This window comes from Herbaspirillum lusitanum, from assembly GCF_046025995.1.
In the GTDB taxonomy this organism is placed as follows: domain Bacteria; phylum Pseudomonadota; class Gammaproteobacteria; order Burkholderiales; family Burkholderiaceae_D; genus Herbaspirillum; species Herbaspirillum lusitanum_A.
Window position 1 is genome coordinate 85,889 of sequence record NZ_JAQQFM010000004.1, and the last position, 21,414, is coordinate 107,302.

A 21,414-nucleotide genomic window follows, 5' to 3' on the forward strand; every position below is an offset into this window, starting at 1 on the left:
CTTTAATTCCTCTGCCCTGGATGCCGGGCCACAATGTTTTGGATGTTTTTAATATATGGAGAGAACTCGTGCTTTCAAGCGTCGCGAACGCGCGAAAAAGCAATTTTTATGCCCTTGCCCGTTCTTTACTTGCCTTGCGCCACTGTAACCAGCGCCGGACGCAGCAGCCGATCCGAAATCGTGTAACCCTTTTGCAAGACGGCGACCACGGTATTGGCTTCTTGCTCGGCCGGCACGGCAGAAATCGCCTGATGTTTCATTGGGTCGAGCTTCTCGCCGGCTTGCGGACTGACTTCCAGCAGCTTGTTTTTTTCAAAGGCGGACGACAATTGCTTGAGCGTCATGTCCACGCCTTCCTTGAGCGACTCCAGCGAAGGTGTTTCTATCTTCAGCGCCATTTCCAGGCTGTCCCGGACCGACAACAGCGACTCGGCAAAACCTTCGATCGCAAATTTGTGGGCGCGGCTGATGTCTTCCTGAGCGCGACGACGGATGTTTTCCGCTTCGGCCTTGGCACGCAGGAAAGCATCCTGCATTTCCGAAGCCTTGGCTTCGGCTTCCGCCAGCTTTTGTTCCAGTGTCGGCTCGGCGCCGACGGGAGCTTCGGCAGCCGTTGCGGCCTGAGCGGCAGCATCGGTCGGCTGAGTCGCCGCTTCGTTTTCAGCTTGTTTTTCCATCTCTTGCATACCTGATTTACCTCCAACAAATACAATTCTGGTGTGGACATTCGCCTGTCCGGGCAATTTTCCGCCGCCCGTCATGCGCTGCGATGCGCAGCACATGGGGCATGCCCTTATTTTTTCAAGGGCTTTCGGACCTGTTTCAGGCCCGAATTCGGCAAAAATTGACGTTCAGACAAGCAAAATGTCACTGCCTGTTACAAAAATGTCGCCGCGTGAAACAAACTAGAAGCAGACGCGCTCTAAGATATCCATATGCGGCCGGAACAGGGTTGCACAAGCCAAGCCAGGGATGTTCAGCGTTTCCTCAGCTATCCCATCGCAGTATCGCTTTCAGCAAGGTGACACCATGAAATTGCCACTGATTGCAGCATTCATCATCATTACCTACAGCCTGCTGGCTGCCGCCTGGATCAGCTATTCGCGTTTGCCGCTGCTCTATGCGCTGTAAATACCGGCGCAAGCGCGGTATTCAGCCAGTAAGGCAGACAGTCAGATGGACGATAGAGCTGCGGCGCATTGAAAATATTGCAAATAAAACAACAACATTAATCACAACACCTCGCCCTGCCTGATCCCGCGATATCGGCCCTGCCCCCGACACACTCCGGACTCGCTTCCCCCGCCGTTTTTAATTTTGCGGCGGCCCGGCGTCGTATCAGCCCGCTATTCTAGCAGGCCCTAACAAGGCTCTGAAGCTTTGGAGATGCTCAATGCTCGCCTGGCGGCGACGCTATTGGCGACTTCCCTTGATTGATCGCCTGGGATTTGCGCACTTAGGTGGGTGCGCTCAGTTTTCGCGCGCGCTCGGCGGAAATACCCGCCTCCAATGCCGCATCTTGCCGCGCCGCCGGATTGCTCATGGTCGGCCAGCCGGCCAGATGCTGCTCGGCAATCTCTGCCATGCCCTTGCCCCAGACTTCGGCTTCGTTCAGACAAGGGATGAAATGGAATTCCTTGCCGCCGGCATGCAGGAACTCGGCCTTGGCTTCCATCGCAATTTCTTCCAGGGTTTCCAGACAGTCGCTGATGAAACCTGGACACATCACATCGACCCGGCCCACGCCCTGCTGTGCCATTTGCTGCAAGGTCGGCGCAGTATAGGGTTGCAGCCACTCAGCCTTGCCGAAGCGCGACTGGAAAGTCACTTGATATTCATCATCGCCCAGCCCCAGTGCCTGCGCCAGCAGACGCGCAGTCTTGTGGCATTCGCAATGGTAGGGGTCGCCCAACAGCAGCGTGCGTTTGGGCACGCCGTGAAAACTCATCACCAGTTTGTCCGGGCGGCCGTGCAGCGCCCAATACTCTTCCACCGACTGGCGCAGCGCCGCGATGTAGGCCTGATGATCGTGATAATTGCGGATCAGTCTCAGCTCCGGCACATTGCGGATCTTGCGATAGTGCTGAAAAACGGCGTCGAAAATGGAGGCGGTGGTGGTGCCGGAATATTGCGGATAGGCCGGCAAGACCAGGATACGCCCGCAGCCTTCGGCCTTGAGCCGGTCCAGCACATCGGGCAAGGCCGGCTGGCCGTAGCGCATGGCGCAGACCACCTCCAACTGATGCCCGCGCTGCGCCAGCACATTGCGCAACAGCGCAGTCTGGCGCTCGGTATGCACCTTGAGCGGCGAGCCTTCCGGCATCCATACGCTGGCATATTTGGCGGCCGATCTGCCGGATCGAAACGGCACGATGATGCAATTCAGGATGAACCACCAGATGGCGCGCGGAATTTCGACCACGCGCTGATCCGACAAAAATTGCTTCAGATAGCGTCGCAGCGCCGGGGCATCCGGCGCGTCCGGGGTACCCAGATTGACCAGCACGACAGCGGTCTTGACCTGGTTGCCGTGGGTGTAAGGAGGTTCTTTGCGAAAGGCCATCGTGATCCGTGAAAGTCTGATTGCGCAGGGCGTCTTTAGTATTGTGTATTTATGCCAGAGGCCGGTTTCGGCGCCGCTTCAGGACGCCAGCAACTCGCGCGCATGCTTGCGCGTGGTCGCAGTGATCTCCAGGCCGCCCAGCATGCGCGCGATTTCTTCCACGCGCGACTTGGCGTCAAGGCCGTCGATCTGCGACAAGGTCTTGCCGCCTTCGCTGCGCTTGCTGACCTGGAAATGCTGATTGGCCTGACTGGCGACCTGCGGCAAGTGCGTCACGCACAAGACCTGGCGCTCCTGGCCGAGGCGCTTGAGCAGACGTCCCACCACTTCCGCCACGCCGCCGCCGATGCCGCTGTCGACTTCGTCAAAGATCAGCGTGGGTGTGCTGGTCGCGGTGGATGCGATCACTGAAATCGCCAGCGCGATGCGCGCCAGTTCGCCGCCGGAGGCCACCTTAGCCAGCGGCCGCGGTGCGACGCCCGCGTGTCCGGCCACCATGAATTCCACTTGCTCCAGACCATAGCTGGCCGCTTCGCCGGCATGTAACGCAATTGAAAAGGTACCGCCAGCCATGCTCAGATCCTGCATCGCAGCCGTCACTGCAGCGCTCAATGCCGTGGCCGCCTTGGTGCGTGCCTTCGACAGCTTTTGCGCCAGCGCCATGTAGATCGCTTTCAGTTTTTCTTCCTGCGCACGCAGCGCATCGACGTCGCTGGCGTCGGCCAGTTGCTTGAGCTGCTCGGAAAGCGTGACCTGTTCCTGAGGCAATTCTTCCGGCTGCACGCGGAATTTGCGCGCGGTCGAATGGACCGCTTCCAGGCGCAGCTCCAGCTGTTGCAAACGCGCCGGATCGAGCTCCACCCGGCTCAGATAATCGTTGAGCGCATACACCGCCTCCTGCATCTGGATACGCGCAGGCTCGAGTGCATCAAGCACCGGCTTGAGACCGGCATCGACATCCACCAGCTTGCCCAGCTTCAGGTTCAGGCTGGTCAGTTGAGACAGCATCGGCGCCTCGGATTCGGACAGCGCCGCCAGCGTTTCCTGCGCACCGCCAATCAGGCTGGCAGCGTGCGACAGGCGGCTGTGCTCGGTACTGATCTCGGTCCACTCGCCGGGCTTGAGCGCCAGCTTGTCCAGTTCGTTGACTTGCCATTCGAGGCGTTCACGCTCCAGCAAGACGTTCTTGGCATTGCGTTCGAACTCTTCGCGCTGACGCGCCAGCGCCGACCAGCTCTTGAAGGCCGCGGCCACCGCGCGCGCCTCGTCCAGCAAGCCGGCCTGGCTATCCAGCAGTTGGCGCTGTGCATCGTTCTTCAGCAAGGATTGATGCGCGTGCTGGCCATGGATATCGATCAGCATTTCGCCGAGTTCGCGCAACTGCGTGGCGGTGGCCGCGATGCCGTTGATGAAGGCTTTGGAGCGGCCGTTGTTGTCGATCACGCGCCGCAGCAGCGCGCCGCCGTCTTCGTCGGCGAATTCATAGTGTTCCAGCCAGCCTTGAATTTCGGGCGTGCCGGCGAAATCCGCCGTGATGTCGGCCTTGGCGGCACCTTCGCGCACCACGCTGGCGTCGCCGCGCCCGCCGAGCGCCAAGGCCAGGGCGTCGATCAGGATCGATTTGCCGGCGCCGGTTTCACCGGTAAACACGGAAAAGCCGCGCGAAAATTCAAGTTCGATCGCGTCAACAATCACAAAGTCACGAATCGTCAGGGTACGCAACATGGTCGGTCAGAAGAAAACGTTGAGGGGAGTCATACAGATCGCCGCACATGAAACCGCAGCCGCGTTGCTGCTTCAATCACGCAGCAAGACGGCTTTCGATTCCATGCAGAGACAGTGGTGGCCGTCGTTCAGCGACGCTTATTGTAGTCGGCCTTCCACCGAAGGATATTCATTCCAGTGCAATTTACGCCGCAAGGTGTCGAAATAGCTCCATCCGTGTGGATGCAGAAAGGTCACCTTGTGCGCCGAACGACGGATGACGATGCGATCGCCGTGCGACAGGCTGGTCAGCGATTGCATGTCGAAGTTGGCGCTCATCTCACGCCCGTTGACCACCTGAATCACGATTTCACAGGAGTCGGACAAGGTAATCGGCCGGTTCGACAGGGAATGCGGCGCAATCGGCACCAGCACGATGCCGTGCAGACTCGGATGCAGAATCGGCCCGCCCGACGATAGCGCATAGGCGGTGGAGCCGGTCGGCGTCGCCACGATCAGGCCGTCGGAACGCTGGTTGTACATGAAGCGGCCATCGACTTCGACGGTCAGTTCGATCATGCCGGAAGTGGCGCCGCGCGATACCACCACGTCGTTGAAGGCCAGCGCGTGAAAGATCTGTTCGCCGGCGCGATATACCTTGGCGTCCAGCAAGGAACGCGACTCCGCCTCAACTTTACCGTCCAGCATGTCGGCCAATGCCGGTATCATGCCATCCAGCGGCAGATCGGTGATGAAGCCCAGACGTCCTTGATTGATACCGATCAGCGGCACGTTGTAGGGCGCGAGCTGGCGCGCGATGCCGAGCATGGTGCCATCGCCGCCGACCACGATGGCAAGGTCGGCATACTGCCCGATCTGCGCCGGCGTCATGGCGTCGTAGCCGTCGAGCGCAACATTGGCCGCGGTTTCCGCTTCGAACACCACGGTATGACCATGCGTTTCGAGAAACACGGCGATGTCGGATAAAATCTGCGCAATACCGACGGTCTGATACTTACCGACGATCGCGATGGTTTTGGGCACAGCTGCCTGTATGGGTAATTTGATGGGCCACATGCTGCGGATTAAAACATATTTGACCGGTCTTTGTAATGAATAAACCTGCAACACCCCCAACCGCGACAACTGCGGCGAGCTCCTCTGCCGGCGCGCCGGTGCGCGCAGTGCTGTTCGATCTGGACGACACACTGTGGGCCATCGAGCCGGTGCTGGTGCGCGCCGAGAATCTGCTGTTCGACTGGATGCAAGCCAATGCGCCGCGTGTGACGCAGCATCACAGCATCGCCAGTCTGCGCCAGCGCCGCCTGGAATTGATGGAGCGCGAACCGGCCTACCGCATCAATCTGTGGGCCTTGCGCCATGCAGTGCTGACCGAGGTATTTCAGGAACATGAAGAAGATCATAGCCGCGTTGACGAGGCCATGGCCTTGTTCAGCGAGGCACGCAACGCGGTCACGCTGTTCGACGACGTGCTTCCGGCATTGCAGTTACTCAAGCAGGGCCTGGCGCTGGGCACCGTTTCCAACGGCTTCGCCGACCTCAAGCATATCGGGCTGGACGGGCATTTTCAGGTATCCATCGCAGCGCACACCTTCGGTCGCGCCAAACCTGATCCTTCCATTTTTCTGGCCGCCTGCGAAGCCTTGCAAGTGACGCCGCAGCACACCGTGTACGTCGGCGACGATCTGATGCTGGACGTGCAAGGCGCCCAGCAGGCCGGTCTGCGCGCAGTGTGGATGAATCGTTTCGAACGTGAATTGCCGCCGCACGTGAAGCCCGACGCCGTTTGCAGCAACCTGCACGATCTGCAGCGCTGGTTGGCGGCGCTGGAATCGCAGGCAGGCTAAGACCCGCTGCGCAACAGGACATCCGAAGAATCGAAGAATGCTGGCAGGCTTTCGGCCGCATCGTTAGAATAGCCCCATGCAACTTGATAATCGCGCCCGCACTCTCCTCAAAGCCCTGGTCGAAAGGTATATCGCCGACGGCCAGCCTGTGGGTTCGCGCGCCTTGTCGAAACTGTCGGGACTGGAGCTGTCGCCGGCCACCATCCGCAACATCATGGCCGATCTCGAAGAGATGGGTTTCGTCGCCAGCCCGCATACCTCGGCCGGCCGAGTGCCGACGCCGCGCGGCTACCGGATGTTCGTCGACACCCTGCTGACGGTCGAGGCGATTGATGAAAGTGCGCTGGAAAGCCGTATGCAGTCGCGCTTCCCGACCAGCAACTCGCCGCAAAAGATCATTACCAATGCCGCGCAGGTCCTGTCCTCGCTGTCGCAGTTCGCCGGCGTGGTGATGACGCCGCGCCGCGAATCGGTGTTTCAGCAAATCGAATTTCTGCGCCTGTCCGAAAAGCGCATCCTGCTGGTGATCGTCGATCCCGGCGGCGACGTGCAAAACCGCATGCTGCTGACGGAGGTCGATTACACGCCGTCGCAGCTGACCCACGCGGCCAATTATATCAACCTGCATTACGGCGGTCTGAGTTTCGATCAGGTAAGGCAACGTTTACAAGGCGAACTGCGTCAGCTGCGCGACGACATGACCAGCCTGATGCAGGCGGCGGTCGAAGCCGGCAGCGACGCCATGAGCGAAGAATCGGACAACGTGGTGATCTCCGGCGAGCGCAATCTGCTGACGGTAGCCGATCTGTCGTCCAACATGAGCTCGCTGCGCAAGCTGTTCGACATGTTTGAACAAAAGACCGGCCTGCTGCAATTGCTGGATGTATCCAGCAAGGCCGGCGGCGTGCAGATTTTCATCGGCGGCGAATCGCAGCTGGTGCCGATGGACGACATGAGCATCGTCACCGCGCCCTATGAAGTCAATGGCAAGATCGTCGGCACGCTGGGCGTGATCGGCCCGACCCGCATGGCTTACGAGCGCGTGATTCCGATTGTCGACATTACGGCCAAGCTGCTGTCGAGCGCGCTGAGCGGGCAGCATTGAAGAACATGACGTACTGCAGCGCAAATGAAAAACGCCTGGCTCACACCGGGCGTTTTTCATTTGACCACCTCAGTCGGACTACCCGGCTTGATTGCTCACGCCGCGTAGTCCGACACTGGTAAATCAAGGCAAATTATTTTTTGCTTTTTTGGCAATTACGGCAGTGTCCGTAAAGCGCCAGCGCGTGGTCGGCGATCTCGAAACCGTGCTCTTGAGCGATCTTCAACTGGCGCTTTTCGATCTCGGCATCGAAGAATTCTTCGACCTTGCCGCAGTCCAGACAGACCAGGTGATCGTGGTGCGAACCTTCGTTCAGTTCGAACACGGCCTTGCCGGTTTCAAAGTGATTGCGCTGCAAAAGGCCGGCTTGCTCGAACTGCGTGAGCACACGATAGACGGTCGCCAGACCGACATCAAGATTGTCGGACAGCAACATCTTGTAAACGTCTTCGGCGCTCAGATGGCGCACGGCGGTGTTCTGAAAAATCTCAAGAATTTTCAGGCGAGGCAAGGTGGCCTTGAGGCCGCTTGCTTTCAATTCGGATGGATTATTAGGCATGGTTCAGTAATTTCCCGGTTATCTGGCTTATCATATAGCGTTTTAGGCTCATGGCTCAACCCGGTTGAAATTTTATGCAAATGCTGCCCCGTATGATGTCCCGTTATTCCTCGTATAAAACCTCTGCGCTCGGCCTGTTGCTGGTGATGGCAGGCCTGCTGGCAGGCTGCTCTTCGACCAAGCCCGAACAGAAGGCAGACGCCACCGCGCCCGGCGGCGTGAAGGTGACCGGCAACAACGGCAGCCTGTTCGGCTTCCTCAAGCCTTACCGCATCGATATCCAGCAAGGCAACTTCGTTTCCAAGGAAATGGTGTCGCAACTGAAGCCGGGCATGACCCGCGAACAGGTGCGCTTCGTGCTGGGTACCCCGCTGCTGGCCGACATGTTCCACGCCAATCGCTGGGATTACGACTTCCGTCTGGCCAAGGGTAACGGCCAGATCATGGCCAGCCGCGTGTCGGTGTTCTTCAAGGAAAACCTGCTGGAGCACGTCGAAGGCGGCGATGATCTGCCGACCGAGCAGGAATACCTGACCCTGATCTCCAACGCCAAAGTGGGCGCACGCCCTGAGCTGAGTGACACCAACATCAAGCCGGCCTCCCCGGTCGCACCATCTGCCAACGAAAAGTAACATGACTGCTCTGAAACTGGCGGTAGCCGGCGCCTCCGGGCGCATGGGCCGCATGCTGATCGAAGCGATCCAGAACGCCGACGACCTCACATTGGCCGGCGCACTGGATACCCCCGCATCCCCCGCACTCGGCATCGATGCCGGCGCCTTCCTCGGCAAGGCGGCCAATGTCGTGATCGAATCCGACCTGGCCAAAGGCCTGGCCAGCGCACAATTGCTGATTGACTTCACGCGCCCCGAAGGCACGCTGAAACATCTGGAATACTGCGCGGCGCACGGCATCAAGATGGTGATCGGCACCACCGGTTTCGATCAGGCCGGCAAGGATGCCATCGCCGAAGCGGCCAAGAAAACCGCGATCCTGTTCGCGCCCAACATGAGCGTGGGCGTCAACGTCACCATGAAGTTGCTGGAGCTGGCGGCCAAGAGCTTTTCGCACGGCTACGACATCGAAATCATCGAAGCGCACCATCGCCACAAGGTCGATGCACCTTCCGGCACTGCGCTGAAAATGGGTGAAGTGATCGCCGATGCGCTCGGCCGCAAGCTGGATGACGTCGCCGTGTATGCGCGCGAAGGCGTCACCGGCGAACGCGATCCCTCCTCGATCGGTTTCGCCAACATCCGTGGCGGCGACATCGTCGGCGACCACACCGTGCTGTTTGCCGGCATAGGCGAGCGCATTGAAATCACGCACAAGTCTTCCAGCCGCGTCACCTACGCGCACGGCAGCCTGCGCGCCGCGCGCTTTCTGGCCGACAAGCAGACCGGTCTGTTCGACATGCAGGATGTGCTGGGCCTGAAGTAAGCCCGTCTGCCATCGCACCAGACACGCCGCCGCGCACACCCTGCCCGGCGGCGAATTTTTTATCAGCGGCGCACTCTGATTCATTCGGATTACACTTGATGTGAAGTCCGGCCCCCCGATCAATCTCCCCCCTCACTCCAGGAAAGCACACGAGCATGGAACAGACCACAGGAATCGCACATTACTGGGCGCAAGGCGACGCGGTATCGCACAGCGTTGCCTATCTGCTGTTGCTGATGTCAGTCGCCAGCTGGTACTACATCCTGTCGAAAGCCTGGAGTTCGTGGCGCATCCGCCGCGGCAGCAATGCGCTGGACGGTTTCTGGAAAGCGCCGACCCTGCCCGACGCCATCAACAGCATGCAAGGCATGGACAGCGAGCAGATTTATACGCCGCTGGCGGTGCGCGCCTCGGAAGCGGCCGGCATCTCATCCAGGCAGCAAGGTGCGCCCTCACTGAATGCCGCCACCGATCCCGGCGAGCTGATCACGCGCACGCTGCGCCGCGAAATCAACCGCGTCTCGGCGCGTCTGGAACGCGGCCTGACCTTGCTGGCCTCGGTCGGCTCGACCGCGCCCTTCGTCGGCCTGTTCGGCACGGTCTGGGGCATTTATCACGCGCTGGTGGCGGTGTCGGCCAGCGGCACGGTGCAGATCGACAAGGTCGCCGGTCCGGTCGGCGAAGCGCTGATCATGACCGCGCTGGGGCTGGTGGTGGCGATTCCCGCGGTGCTGGCCTACAACGCCTTCACCCGCGTCAATCGCTTGACGCTGGCCGAGCTGGACGGTTTCGCCCACGATCTGCACGCCTATCTGACCACCGGCGAACGCGTCGGCAAATAAGCGATACATAAGCGACGAGCAGCACCTCCCCCAACCACGTATTCAGGAGAGCGCCATGAGCTTCGGCGGATTCAACGACAACCAGCACTCAGGCCCGATGGCCGACATCAACGTCACACCCATGGTCGACGTGATGCTGGTGCTGCTGGTCATCTTCATCATCTCGGCGCCGCTGTTCACGCACGCGCTGAAACTCGACCTGCCCACCGCCAAGTCTTCCCCGGCGCCGGAGAAACCGACCACAGTCAGCATCGGCATCGACGCGGTCGGCAAGCTGTTCTGGAAGGATCAGCCGGTCAGCAAAGATGAATTGCAGCAAAGACTGGCCGAAGCCGCGCAGCAGCAACCGCAGCCGGAAGTACAACTACGCGCCGACAAATCGACCCGTTACGAAGTCATCGCCGACGTCATGTCCGCCGCGCAAAGCACCGGCCTGAGCAAGATCGGCTTCGTCACCGATCCCAAGCCGGAGGCGGCGGCCAGCAGCGCTGCACCGGCTGCTAAAAACCAGGTCGGCACGCGACAAATATCGAAGTGAGCAGCAAGCCGCATCCCACCAGACACACAGCAAAAAAGCAGAAAGCACACCATCATGCCAAGCGTACAACTGGCGGGCGACCGCATCACCGACTGGGACAGCTTCCACACCGAAAGCGCACTGGCCTTCGGCTTCCCCGACTTCTACGGCCGCAACATGAATGCCTGGGTCGACTGTCTGAGCTATCTGCGCGACGACGACGGCATGTGCAAATTCAAACTCAAACCCAAGGAAGTCTTACGCATAGAAATCAGCGGCAGCAAAGAACTGCACGCGCGCCTGCCCGAACTGGTGGAAGAAGTGGAATTCTGCTGTACCGCGATCAACGACCGCTGCGAAGACTATGACGAACTGCCCACGCTGGAATTGATCTGGAAGTGATGTGCACTTATTGAGGAAATGACCGTAAAACGAGATAGACGAGATAACAAACAAAAAAATAACAAAGTCTCAAGCAAGCAGCAAACACCAGAAATGAGACACCGCAAAGCCGAAGGCGAGCAAAAATCCCGATGCCGAAGGCGAGGCAGTTAAAAGAATTCCCCCGTGGGGACGCAGCCGGTGATGTGGTGCAGAAAATGGATCAGAAGTGAAACTTGTCTGAGCGCAGCGAGTTTGTTTCACTTCCCATTTTTTGCGCCGCAGCGCCGGGAACCCCAAAGGGGCAAGTCTTCGGGGTCGCCTTTCTTTGCTCACTTTCTTTGGCGAAGCAAAGAAAGTGAGTAGCTGCCGGGCTACCCCGGCGCTCCCCTCCGCCCGAAGAAACAAAAGAATCAATCAACGCACTCCAGCCGGCAATTGCAAACAACCCAAAGCACCAACGCCAAACCCAACCCAACACAACCCAACACAACCCAACACAACGCATCGCATCGCATCGCATCGCATCGCATGCGTATCACACCAAGCAAGATCCAACTGAATCAGTCAATCAACGCATCCCCATCATAAAACGGATAAGGCCCCTCAAACTCCCCCACATAAGCCGTATGGCTGATCAGACTACCGGCCGCCTCATCCCATAAATGCAACTGAAACCCCGGCGGCTCCAGTACAAACTGCGAAGCCGCCTGCGGATCCAGATCCAGCATCACCTGATGCGAAATTCCCGGGCAAGTCGAAGCAATCGTCCCGCCGAATCGCACATGAATCGGCCGATGCAAATGCCCGCATAAAACACGCTCCACCTGCGGATGACGCCGCACCACCTGCTCCAGTAATTCAGGCTGCGCCAGACCGATATCGTCCATGTGCCCGATGCCGGTCTTGAATGGCGGATGATGCATCACGATCACGGTCGGCGTCGCCGGCTGCTGCGCCAGGACTTCATCCAGCCACTGCAGACTGGCAGGCGCCATTTCACCCAGACTGGAACGCGGAATCACGGTATCCAGCGCAACGATGCGCAGCGCGTGGGTGTCGATCACATACTCGATGCGCTCGCCGCCCTGCTGCAGATAAGTGTGCTCGGGAAACGCCGCGCGCAAGGCCGCACGCTCGTCATGATTGCCCGGCAGCAGATAGAAAGGCATGCTCAGCGGCTGCAGCAACTGACGCAGAAATTCATATTCGCCGGGCAGGCCGAAATCGACCAGATCGCCGGTCAGCACCACCGCATCGGGACGTTGCTTGAGCTGATTGACCTGCGCCACGCAACGTCGCAGGCTCTCGGCGGTGTCCACCACCCGATACGATTTCTTGCCGCCGGTCTTGATGTGCGGATCGGATATCTGACACAGAATCATGCGGTCACCTGTGCAGTTGCATGGGTGCTCATGCCGTCATCCGAAGACAGGCAATTCAGCAAGGCGTGCGGCGCAATTCGCAGCGCCACCGTCTGCCCCGCATGCCAGTTGCCGCGCCGCGCAGTTTCGGCGATCACGGTCTGGTTGCCGTATAGCTCGATCACGAAACGGGTGCGGTCGCCAAGGAAAAAACTGTCGAGCACGCGCCCCTGCACATCGCTGCCGCTGAAAGCGCCTGCTTCCTGCGCGTCGAACACTTCCACATCTTCGGGACGAAACATGGCGGTCACCGGCGCGCTGATTTCCGGTGCGCGCTGCGGCGCCGCCGGGAACGCCAGACGGCCGTTGCCGATGTACAGATAGCCTTCACGCAACGGGCCGCTGATGCGGTTCATGGTGCCGATGAAATCAGCGACGAAGGGGCTGGCCGGCTGGAAGTAGATTTCCTGCGGGGTCCCGATCTGCGCGATCTTGCCGCGCTCCATCACCACAATCCGGTCCCCCAGCGCCATGGCTTCGCCCTGATCGTGCGTCACGTAAATCGCGGTGATGCCGAGCTTGCGCAACAGGCGATTCAGATCGGCGCGCACCGCTTCGCGCAGCTTGGCGTCGAGCGCCGTCAGCGGCTCGTCCAGCAGCAGCACGCGCGGCTCGACCGCCAGCGCACGCGCCAGGGCAACACGCTGCTTCTGGCCGCCCGACAACTGATCGACGCGACGATGGCCGAGGCCCTGCAGGTGCACCATCTCCAGCAAGGTCTCGATGCGCTGCAGACGTTCGGCCGGCGCTACCTTGCGAATCTTCAGACCGTAGGCGATGTTCTCGCCCACCGTCATGTTGGGGAACAGCGCGTAGTTCTGAAACACCATGCCGACGCCGCGCTTCTCAATCGGCAAGGCGGTCACATCTTCATCGCCGAACATCACGCGACCGCCGGCATCAGGAAACTCCAGCCCGGCGATCATGCGCAGGGTGGTGGTCTTGCCGCAGCCGGAGGGGCCCAGCAGCACCAGCGTTTCGCCGGGCGCGATCTCCAGATTGAGCGGCTGCAGTGCCTGCGCGCCGTTGGGATAGGTTTTGCCGCAGTGCTGCAGCTGGATGGAAACGGCATTTTTCATAAACGGACTCGTGTACGGCTGCTGTGCGCCACCCACTGCATGGCGATCAGCAAAGGAATAATCATGAAAAAGAAAATCAGGGTGTAGGCGGAACCGACTTCCAGTCGCATCGATGCGTAAGCGTCGGCCAGGCCGACCGGCAGCGTCATGGTGAGCGGCGTGTGCAGCATCCAGGTGATGTTGAACTCGCCGATGGAGAGCGTCACCACCATCAGCGCGCCGGCCACGATGCCCGACAGCACATTCGGAATCACCACGGTAAAGAAACGCTGCATCAGGCCGGCACCGAGGCCGGCGGCAGCCTCTTCCAGCACCGCCAGCTGCGAGGACTGCATCACCGCCAGCACCGGGCGCACCATGAACGGCAAGGTGAACAGCACATGCCCGACCAGGATGAACAGCAGGCTGCCGCGAAACGCGCGGTACTGGCCGTAAGCCATGATCAGCGCCAGCGCGGTGGCCAGACCGGGCACCGCCACCGGCATCATCAGCAATTCTTCGATCACGCGCGCCAGGCGGCTGTTGCCGCCCTTATGGCGCGCCAGCGCGTAGGCCAGCGGCACGCCCAGTACGGCGGTCACCAGCAGACAGGCCAGTGCGATGAAGATCGAGCGCCAGATGGTGGCCTGATAGGCATCCCACACTTGCAGCACCCAGCGCGTGGTGAAGCCGCTGGAAAGGCCGACGAACACGTTCTCCGTGATGCCGGCCAGCATCGACAGCAGCACCGGCACGATCAGGAAGGCGCACACCAGCAGCGTGAACGCCAGTTGCAGATAAAAACGCCACGACCTTTGCATGTTGCGTCCTTTCTTCACATGGACTTCCGACGCGCCGCTCATGCTGCCGCCGCCACGCCGTTGCCGGTGAGCGAGCGCGCCAGCGCCAGCACCAGCCAGGTAATGACGCCGAGCACGATGGACAGCGCCGCCGCCATCGCGAAATTCGCGTAGCCGGTAAATTCGTTGTAGATGGTCATCGGCAAAACATCAATCCGCGTGGCCAGCGTGAACGCGGTGCCGAAGGCGCCGACGCTGGTGGCGAAACAGATCGCACCGGATGAGATCAGCGCCGGCAACAGCGCCGGCATGACGATGTCGGTCAGCACGCGCAGCGGACTGGCGCCCAGCGAACGCGCGGCTTCTTCCAATGCCGGATCGAGCTTTTCGGCGGCCGCCACCACGGTCAGGATGACGCGCGGAATCGAAAAATAGAGGTAGCCCAGAAACAGTCCGCTGAGCGAATAGGCAAACACCCAGGCGTCGCCGAAGAGGGCATGGCTGATGGAGCCGATCAGGCCCTGACGGCCGGCCAGCATGATCACCATGAAGCCGACCACGACGCCGGGAAACGCCAGCGGGAAAGTCAGCATCGCCATCAGCAACTGCTGCCCGGGGAAACGATTGCGTTGCAAGAACAGGCCGACCAGCGAAGCGATCAGCAAGGTCGCCAGCGTGACCACCGCCGACAGTGTCAGCGTCGACAGCAGACTGATGAAATAGCGATGATTGGTCAGCACCGCGAAATAGGCGGCAACCCCGTCCGGTCCGCTGGCGCCGACGCTGAACAGGCGCAGCATGGGCAGCAGCCAGAAGGCCGCGAACAGGGCCAGCCCGGGCGCGGCGAACCACAGCCAGGGCTGCGGCCGCCGCACTGCCGGTGCGCCCCGGGGCGCCGAATGCTGAGGCGTCCCGGGTGCTTGCTGAAGAGGCAGGCTGCGCGACATGTTTAACGCACCTCGGCCAGATAGCGCTCGCTGAACTTGCGCTGCACTTCTGCCATCTTGCCGTAATCGACCGACTTGGCGCGGGCGTATTCGGACGCCGGCAGGAAGCGCGATTCAGCTTCCTTCGACATCGCCGATGCGCGCACCGGACGCAGATAGGCATTGGCCCAGATCGCCTGACCTTCGTTGGACAGCAGGAAGTCCAGCACCTTCTTGGCATTGGCCTGGTTCGGGCCGTTCTTCACCAGACCGACCACGTAAGGAACGGTCACCGTGCCTTCGGTCGGGATCACGAAGGCGACATTGGATTTGTCCTTGTACTTGGCGCGATAAGCGTCGAAGTCGTAACCCAGCAGGATAGGGATTTCACCCGACAGCAGACGTGCATACGAAGTCTGCTTGGGCACGATAGGCTGATTCTGCTGCAGCGACTTGAAGAAGTTGATGCCCGGCGTGAAGTCGTCCAGCGTGCCGCCCAGCGCCTGGTTGATCGCCACCGCGCCGACATAGCCGACGAAGGCGCTGGCCGGATCCAGATAACCGATCAGACCCTTGTATTCCGGCTTGAGCAGATCCTTCCACGACTTCGGCACCGGCTTGCCCTTGAGCGCGTCGACGTTGACCATGATGCCCATGGTGCCGGAGTGAATCGTGAACCAGTAACCGTCAGGGTCCTTCAGGCCGTTGGGAATGTCGTTCCAGCCGGCCGGCTTGTAGGACGTGATCAGATCGTTCTTCTTGGCTTCGATGCCGAAGGTCACGCCGACGTAGGTGAAGTCAGCCACCGGGCTGGCTTTCTCTGCCGTCAGCTGCGCCAGGGCCTGGCCGCTGTTTTTGTTGTCGGGCGGCACGGTGATGCCGGTCTTGTCCTTGATGGCCTTGATCTGGGTGGCCCAGTCAGCCCATTCCGGCGGACAGTTGTAGCAGATCGCATTTTGCGCGGACGCCGCGAGCGAGGCCGACAGCAGCAAGCCGCCGGCGATGGTTTGAACAACACGTTTCAGGAACATGTCCGATCCTCTCAGATGGTGAAGTGTGAAAAAACAGGAAAAACAAGAACAACTAAAACTTACTCAATCAGGCAAAACAAATTCGGAAATGCATGGAGCCGGGCTCAGTCCTCCGGCGCCGGGGCCACATAAGCCGCCGCCGAAGCGCCGGTGCGTATTGCATGCGGCAGGATGCGGCGCTGCTCCGCCGCGGCCAGACCGGCGTTGTCGTTTTCGATCGCCGCCACCAGCGTGCGCAGCGCCACTTCGCCGATCTGGCCGGAGGGCTGCACCACGCTGCTGAGCACAGGCTCCATCAGTTCGCCCAGCGGAATACCGTCGAAACCCATGACCGAGATGTCTTGCGGCACACGCAGGCCGAGCGCGCGCAGATCGCGCATGGCGCTCAGGGCCAGCAAATCGTTGGAACAGAACAAGGCGCTGGGACGGCACGCCGGATCGGCCAGCAATTGCTGGTAATCGGTCGCTGCGGTCAGGGTGTGCCGCTGTACTTCAATCGCCGGCAAAGGCGCAAGCTGCGCCGCCTGCATCGCCTCCAGATAACCTTGGTGTCGCTGCAATGCGCGGTCCGAGGCGCTGAACTGGCCGGACAACATCTGGATGCGGGTGTGGCCCAGCGCGATCAGATGCGCCACCGCATCGCGCGCGGCCTGGCGGTTGTCGACCGAGACCGCAGTCCGGCCTGGCGCGTTGTCGCTGAGCTGGTTGTAGGCCAGAACATAAGGAATCCGTTCGTGCTCCAGCAAATCCAGCGTGGCGTTGGCGCCGGCATCGGCCACAGTGAGAATCACGCCATCCACGCGATGGCTAAGCAGGCGTTCGACCGCGGCCGATTCGTCCTGCGGCAGATATTCGGTGGCGGTAAACATGACCGAGTAAGCGAGCTCGCGCGCCGCCAGCTCTATACCCTGCAGACACTGGGCGAAGACGGTATTGGACAAGGTCGGCACCACCACCCCGACCGTGCGCGAATTGCCGGCGCGCAGATTGCGCCCGGTGAAGTTGGGCCGAAAGCCCAGCGCAGCGATAGTTTGATGGATGCGCTCGGCAGTTTCGGCGCTGACCGATCCCGGTTTGTTGAGCAAACGCGACACCGTGGCGATCGAAACGCCAGCCTGAGAGGCAACTTGTTTGATGGAAGGTCGCACGATAGTGAGCGCTGAAGGCCGATAGATGAAAACGATTACATCTTGACCGGCCTTTGTTACCGCCTCATGACGATGAATGACGAGCCATTCTTAGAAGAATTTCAACTAGTTTCCGCAATTCAATATTTCTTTTATAGATTTGTTTCCATGCGGAAATCAAATTAAATTGAGATCACTCGCGTTTTGAAGCCTGCGCGAGCATTCATTCACCCATATCGGAGCTCATATGAAAAAGCCACAGCACAGAAATATTCGATCCACCCAGACCCATTGCCTGCAAGTCTGTCGTAATGCACCAGGATCACTGGCATCCCTGGCGTCTTTGGCTTCACTTGCCTCGGCCATCGCGCTGACGACATTCAACCCGATGCCAGCTAACGCGGCGGAGTCAGCCGAAATCAAGGTGAAGGGAGTCATCAAGCCGCCCGCCTGCACGCCCAATCTGGTCAGCGGCGGCGTGATCGATTACGGCACAATCCAGGCCAGCGCCTTGCGCCCCAACGAGTACACCGTACTGGGTGAAAAGAGCATTCCGTTTTCCATATCCTGCACTGCCGCCACGAAGATGGCCGTACGCTCGACAGATAATCGCGCGGCGTCTATGGTGGCAGGGATCGTCGACGGCGTGCCCGCCACCGCTGCCGGCAGTCATTGGGGTGATCGCTTCAACTATGGCCTGGGCATGGTCAACAACAAGCCCATCGGCGGCTATGTACTCGCGTTCCGCCAGGACACCTTCAAAAGCGGCAGCCAGAACGTCGACACGATCGTTTCCGCAGATGCAACAACATGGAAAAAATCCAGCATGGGGGGCGCGCCAAAATCAGAAATCATCTCTTGGGCTACGCCGGGCACCGTGCTGCCCGCTGCCCTGCTATCGGTGACCGGCACCATCATGATTAACGCGGTGCTCAACAAGCCAGGCGAATTGCCGTTGAACCAGGAAATCCCGCTGGACGGTTCGGCTACTCTGGAGGTGATCTACCTGTAATACTTGCGGCAAGCCAGTGAGTCTCAAGGCGCCATAAAGCAAAGGGCCGTTACGACCCGATACAACACAACACCACAAAGGCGCATTCCCGCTCAGGATTGACCGCCGCCCGCAGCAGACCGCCCCTCCGCCGTCCCTTCCGCCCACGGTACTCCTCAAGAAAAAATTTACTCAGCCTCGCAAGCAGCCGGCAAGTCTTCCGCTTTCTTTACATCAAGCCCGTAATCCGCCTCTGCCGGGCAACGCTTACTTGATTTCTTCTCGCCTGAAGAGAATAAGCGCCGGAATCCATCGCGGTTGTCCGTGAGCACCGCAGCAATCGGCGACTTACTGGGCCTGCAGGCGCATGAGCCGCTATAAGAGCCGGTATAATGCTGGGTTTCGATCTCCCACCGGTTTCAGCCCGTCATGCAAGATAAATACAGCCCAGCCGAAGTAGAACAATCCGCGCAACAACACTGGACCGCGATCGACGCCTACAAGGCCGTCGAACACGCCAAAGACAAGAACGGCAAGGACAAGCAGAAGTTCTATGCCTGCTCCATGCTGCCCTATCCGTCCGGCAAGCTGCACATGGGCCACGTGCGTAATTACACGATCAACGACGTGATGTACCGCTATCTGCGCATGAGCGGCTTCAACGTGCTGATGCCGATGGGCTGGGACGCCTTCGGCATGCCGGCCGAAAATGCGGCGATGGCCAACGGCGTGCCGCCGGCGCAATGGACTTACTCGAACATCGAGTACATGAAGAAGCAGATGCAGGCCATGGGTCTGGCGATCGACTGGTCGCGCGAGATGACCGCCTGCACGCCCGAGTACTACAAATGGAATCAGTGGATGTTCCTGAAGATGCTGGAAAAAGGCATCATCTACAAGAAGACCGGCACCGTGAACTGGGACCCGATCGATCAGACCGTGCTGGCCAACGAGCAGGTTATCGACGGCCGCGGCTGGCGTTCCGGCGCGCTGATCGAGAAGCGCGAAATCCCGATGTACTACGCCAAGATCACCGACTACGCCGAAGAGCTGCTGGAGCACGTAGAAACCAAGCTGCCGGGCTGGCCCGAGCGCGTGCGCCTGATGCAGGCCAACTGGATCGGCAAGTCGACCGGCGTGCGCTTCGCTTTCCCGCATGAGATCAAGGACGACGGCAAGCTGATCAATGACGGTCAGTTGTGGGTCTTCACCACCCGCGCCGACACCGTGATGGGCGTGACCTTCTGCGCCGTGGCGCCGGAGCATGCGCTGGCGACTTATGCCGCAAAGAACAATCCTGCGCTGCAAGACTTCATCGCCGAATGCAAAAAAGGCAGCGTGATCGAAGCCGACATGGCCACGATGGAAAAGAAGGGCATGCCGACCGGCCTGTTCGTCACCCATCCGCTGACCGGCGCGCAAGTGGAAGTGTGGGTCGGCAATTACGTGCTGATCACCTACGGCGACGGCGCCGTGATGGGCGTGCCGGCGCATGACGAGCGCGATTTTGCGTTCGCCAAGAAATACAATCTGGCGATCAGGCAAGTGGTCGCGCTGGAAGGCAAGACCTACTCCACCGACGCCTGGGAAGAATGGTACGGCGACAAGGAAAGCGGCAAGACCATCGATTCCGGCAAGTACGACCATCTGGACTATGCCGGCGCCGTCGATGCGGTCGCCGCCGATCTGTCGGCCAAGGGTCTGGGTGAAAAGAAGATCACCTATCGCCTGCGCGACTGGGGCATCTCGCGCCAGCGCTACTGGGGCACGCCGATTCCTATCATCCACTGCGCCGATTGCGGCGACGTGCCGGTGCCGGAAAAAGATTTGCCCGTGGTCCTGCCGGAAGATTGCGTGCCGGACGGCAGCGGCAATCCGCTCAACAAGCATGAAAAATTCCTGAAGGTCGATTGCCCAAGCTGCGGCAAGCCGGCGCGTCGCGAAACCGACACCATGGACACCTTCGTCGATTCGTCCTGGTACTACATGCGCTATACCTCGCCGCAAAGCAATGAGGCGATGGTCGATGCCCGCAACGACTACTGGATGCCGATGGACCAGTACATCGGCGGTATCGAACACGCCGTGCTGCATCTGCTGTACGCGCGCTTCTGGACCAAGGTCATGCGCGACTTCGGCCTGGTGAAATTCGACGAGCCCTTCACCAACCTGCTGACGCAGGGCATGGTGCTCAACGAAACCTACTATCGCGAAGAATCCAACGGCAAGAAGATCTGGATCAATCCGGCGGATGTCGAACTGAGCTTCGACGACAAGGGCCGTCCGGTTTCAGCGATCCTGAAGAGCGATGGTCAGCCGGTGCAGATCGGCGGTACCGAGAAGATGTCGAAGTCGAAGAACAACGGCATCGACCCGCAGGCGCAGATCGATCAGTACGGCGCCGATACCGCGCGCCTGTTCACCATGTTCGCCTCGCCGCCGGAGCAGACACTGGAATGGTCGGGCACCGGCGTTGAAGGCGCCAACCGTTTCCTGCGCCGGGTCTGGGCCTTCGGCTTCAACCATGCGGCGCGCATTGGCGGCGCCGGCGCGCTGGATGCGGCGCAACTGGACGACAAGCTGAAGACGCTGCGCCGCGAAGTGCACAAGATCCTGCAACAGGCCGACAACGACCTCAAGCGTATCCAGTACAACACCGTGGTGTCGGCCTGCATGAAGATGCTCAACACGCTGGAAGCAGCCAAGCTGGACGACAGCCCGGCCGCCAATGCGGTACTGGCCGAGAGTTTCTCGGTTTTCCTGCGCGTGCTCAATCCGATCACGCCGCACATCACGCACGTGCTGTGGCAGGAGCTGGGCTATGCCGCCAAGCAGGGCGACATCCTCGACGCCGACTGGCCGCAGGTCGACAACGCTGCGCTGGAGCAAAGCGAAATCGAAATGATGGTGCAGGTCAACGGCAAGCTGCGCGGCAGCGTGACGGTCGCCAAGGACGCCGACAAGGCCAGCATAGAAGCGCTCGCGCTGGCCAACGAAAGCGTGCAGAAATTCCTGACCGGCGCGCCGAAGAAAGTCATTGTTGTGCCCGGCAAGCTGATCAACATCGTCGTCTGACCT

The 21,414-nt window shown here is 60.2% G+C and carries 20 protein-coding genes; 9 read left to right on the forward strand and 11 right to left on the reverse strand.

The features are described 5' to 3' along the window. Positions 1-125 precede the first annotated feature (125 nt). From grpE to PQR62_RS09060, 4 genes are all read right to left on the reverse strand, one after another. Positions 126-686, reverse strand: coding sequence for a nucleotide exchange factor GrpE (gene grpE / locus PQR62_RS09045; protein WP_408157043.1), 561 nt, complete (start codon positions 684-686; stop codon positions 126-128). 770 nt (positions 687-1,456) lie between these two features. Then, positions 1,457-2,563 carry a ferrochelatase gene (gene hemH / locus PQR62_RS09050; protein WP_408157045.1) on the reverse strand — a complete coding sequence of 369 codons (1,107 nt, stop codon included), beginning with the start codon at positions 2,561-2,563 and terminating at the stop codon, positions 1,457-1,459. Between the two features lie 78 nt (positions 2,564-2,641). Beyond that, positions 2,642-4,288, reverse strand: a complete 1,647-nt coding sequence (recN, locus tag PQR62_RS09055; RefSeq protein ID WP_408157047.1) for a DNA repair protein RecN — start codon at positions 4,286-4,288, stop codon at positions 2,642-2,644. A 138-nt stretch (positions 4,289-4,426) separates the two neighbouring features. Continuing rightward, a complete protein-coding gene (locus PQR62_RS09060) occupies positions 4,427-5,344 on the reverse strand; it encodes an NAD kinase (protein WP_408157049.1) in 918 nt (305 codons plus the stop codon). A 35-nt stretch (positions 5,345-5,379) separates the two neighbouring features. On the opposite strand from PQR62_RS09060, the gene PQR62_RS09065 reads away from it, so the two are divergent. Then, on the forward strand, positions 5,380-6,135 hold the full coding sequence (locus PQR62_RS09065; RefSeq protein WP_408157051.1) for an HAD family hydrolase: 756 nt from the start codon (positions 5,380-5,382) through the stop codon (positions 6,133-6,135). 76 nt (positions 6,136-6,211) lie between these two features. Then, a complete protein-coding gene (hrcA, locus tag PQR62_RS09070; RefSeq protein WP_408157053.1) occupies positions 6,212-7,240 on the forward strand; it encodes a heat-inducible transcriptional repressor HrcA in 1,029 nt (342 codons plus the stop codon). Between the two features lie 133 nt (positions 7,241-7,373). Here the strand turns inward: hrcA and fur are convergent, their stop codons facing one another. After that, positions 7,374-7,799 (reverse strand): ferric iron uptake transcriptional regulator, encoded by a 426-nt coding sequence (fur, locus tag PQR62_RS09075; protein ID WP_408157055.1) that lies wholly within the window; start codon positions 7,797-7,799, stop codon positions 7,374-7,376. A 92-nt stretch (positions 7,800-7,891) separates the two neighbouring features. Between fur and PQR62_RS09080 the strand changes: the two genes are divergently transcribed. The 5 genes from PQR62_RS09080 (at position 7,892) to PQR62_RS09100 (ending at position 11,000) form a co-directional block, all read left to right on the forward strand. Continuing rightward, positions 7,892-8,431, forward strand: a complete 540-nt coding sequence (locus tag PQR62_RS09080) for an outer membrane protein assembly factor BamE (protein ID WP_408157057.1) — start codon at positions 7,892-7,894, stop codon at positions 8,429-8,431. 1 nt (position 8,432) lies between these two features. After that, entirely contained in the window at positions 8,433-9,239 is an 807-nt protein-coding gene (gene dapB / locus PQR62_RS09085) for a 4-hydroxy-tetrahydrodipicolinate reductase (RefSeq protein WP_408157059.1), read from the forward strand. Between the two features lie 155 nt (positions 9,240-9,394). Next, a complete protein-coding gene (locus PQR62_RS09090; protein WP_408157061.1) occupies positions 9,395-10,081 on the forward strand; it encodes a MotA/TolQ/ExbB proton channel family protein in 687 nt (228 codons plus the stop codon). Positions 10,082-10,136: 55 nt separating this feature from the next. Beyond that, positions 10,137-10,619 (forward strand): ExbD/TolR family protein, encoded by a 483-nt coding sequence (locus tag PQR62_RS09095; RefSeq protein WP_408157063.1) that lies wholly within the window; start codon positions 10,137-10,139, stop codon positions 10,617-10,619. A 54-nt stretch (positions 10,620-10,673) separates the two neighbouring features. Then, a complete protein-coding gene (locus PQR62_RS09100; protein WP_408157065.1) occupies positions 10,674-11,000 on the forward strand; it encodes a barstar family protein in 327 nt (108 codons plus the stop codon). Positions 11,001-11,542: 542 nt separating this feature from the next. Here the strand turns inward: PQR62_RS09100 and PQR62_RS09105 are convergent. From PQR62_RS09105 to PQR62_RS09130, 6 genes are all read right to left on the reverse strand, one after another. Next, entirely contained in the window at positions 11,543-12,364 is an 822-nt protein-coding gene (locus PQR62_RS09105) for a phosphodiesterase (protein ID WP_408157067.1), read from the reverse strand. Further along, the gene (locus tag PQR62_RS09110) at positions 12,361-13,482 is read right to left on the reverse strand and encodes an ABC transporter ATP-binding protein (RefSeq protein WP_408157069.1); all 1,122 of its coding nucleotides are present in this window, start codon (positions 13,480-13,482) and stop codon (positions 12,361-12,363) included. The genes PQR62_RS09105 and PQR62_RS09110 overlap by 4 nt, the downstream gene beginning before the upstream one ends. Continuing rightward, on the reverse strand, positions 13,479-14,282 hold the full coding sequence (locus PQR62_RS09115) for an ABC transporter permease (RefSeq protein WP_408157071.1): 804 nt from the start codon (positions 14,280-14,282) through the stop codon (positions 13,479-13,481). The genes PQR62_RS09110 and PQR62_RS09115 overlap by 4 nt, the downstream gene beginning before the upstream one ends. 38 nt (positions 14,283-14,320) lie before the next feature. Then, positions 14,321-15,208, reverse strand: coding sequence for an ABC transporter permease (locus tag PQR62_RS09120; protein WP_408157072.1), 888 nt, complete (start codon positions 15,206-15,208; stop codon positions 14,321-14,323). Positions 15,209-15,210: 2 nt separating this feature from the next. After that, entirely contained in the window at positions 15,211-16,218 is a 1,008-nt protein-coding gene (locus PQR62_RS09125; protein ID WP_408157074.1) for an ABC transporter substrate-binding protein, read from the reverse strand. A 104-nt stretch (positions 16,219-16,322) separates the two neighbouring features. Further along, complete coding sequence (locus tag PQR62_RS09130) at positions 16,323-17,366, reverse strand: LacI family DNA-binding transcriptional regulator (protein ID WP_408157076.1); 1,044 nt, start codon at positions 17,364-17,366, stop codon at positions 16,323-16,325. 226 nt (positions 17,367-17,592) lie between these two features. Here PQR62_RS09130 and PQR62_RS09135 point away from each other — a divergent pair, with 226 nt between their 5' ends. Both PQR62_RS09135 and leuS read left to right on the forward strand, forming a co-directional pair. Further along, the gene (locus PQR62_RS09135) at positions 17,593-18,357 is read left to right on the forward strand and encodes a DUF1120 domain-containing protein (RefSeq protein ID WP_408157078.1); all 765 of its coding nucleotides are present in this window, start codon (positions 17,593-17,595) and stop codon (positions 18,355-18,357) included. Positions 18,358-18,765: 408 nt separating this feature from the next. Beyond that, positions 18,766-21,411, forward strand: coding sequence for a leucine--tRNA ligase (leuS, locus tag PQR62_RS09140; protein WP_408157080.1), 2,646 nt, complete (start codon positions 18,766-18,768; stop codon positions 21,409-21,411). Positions 21,412-21,414: the final 3 nt, after the last annotated feature.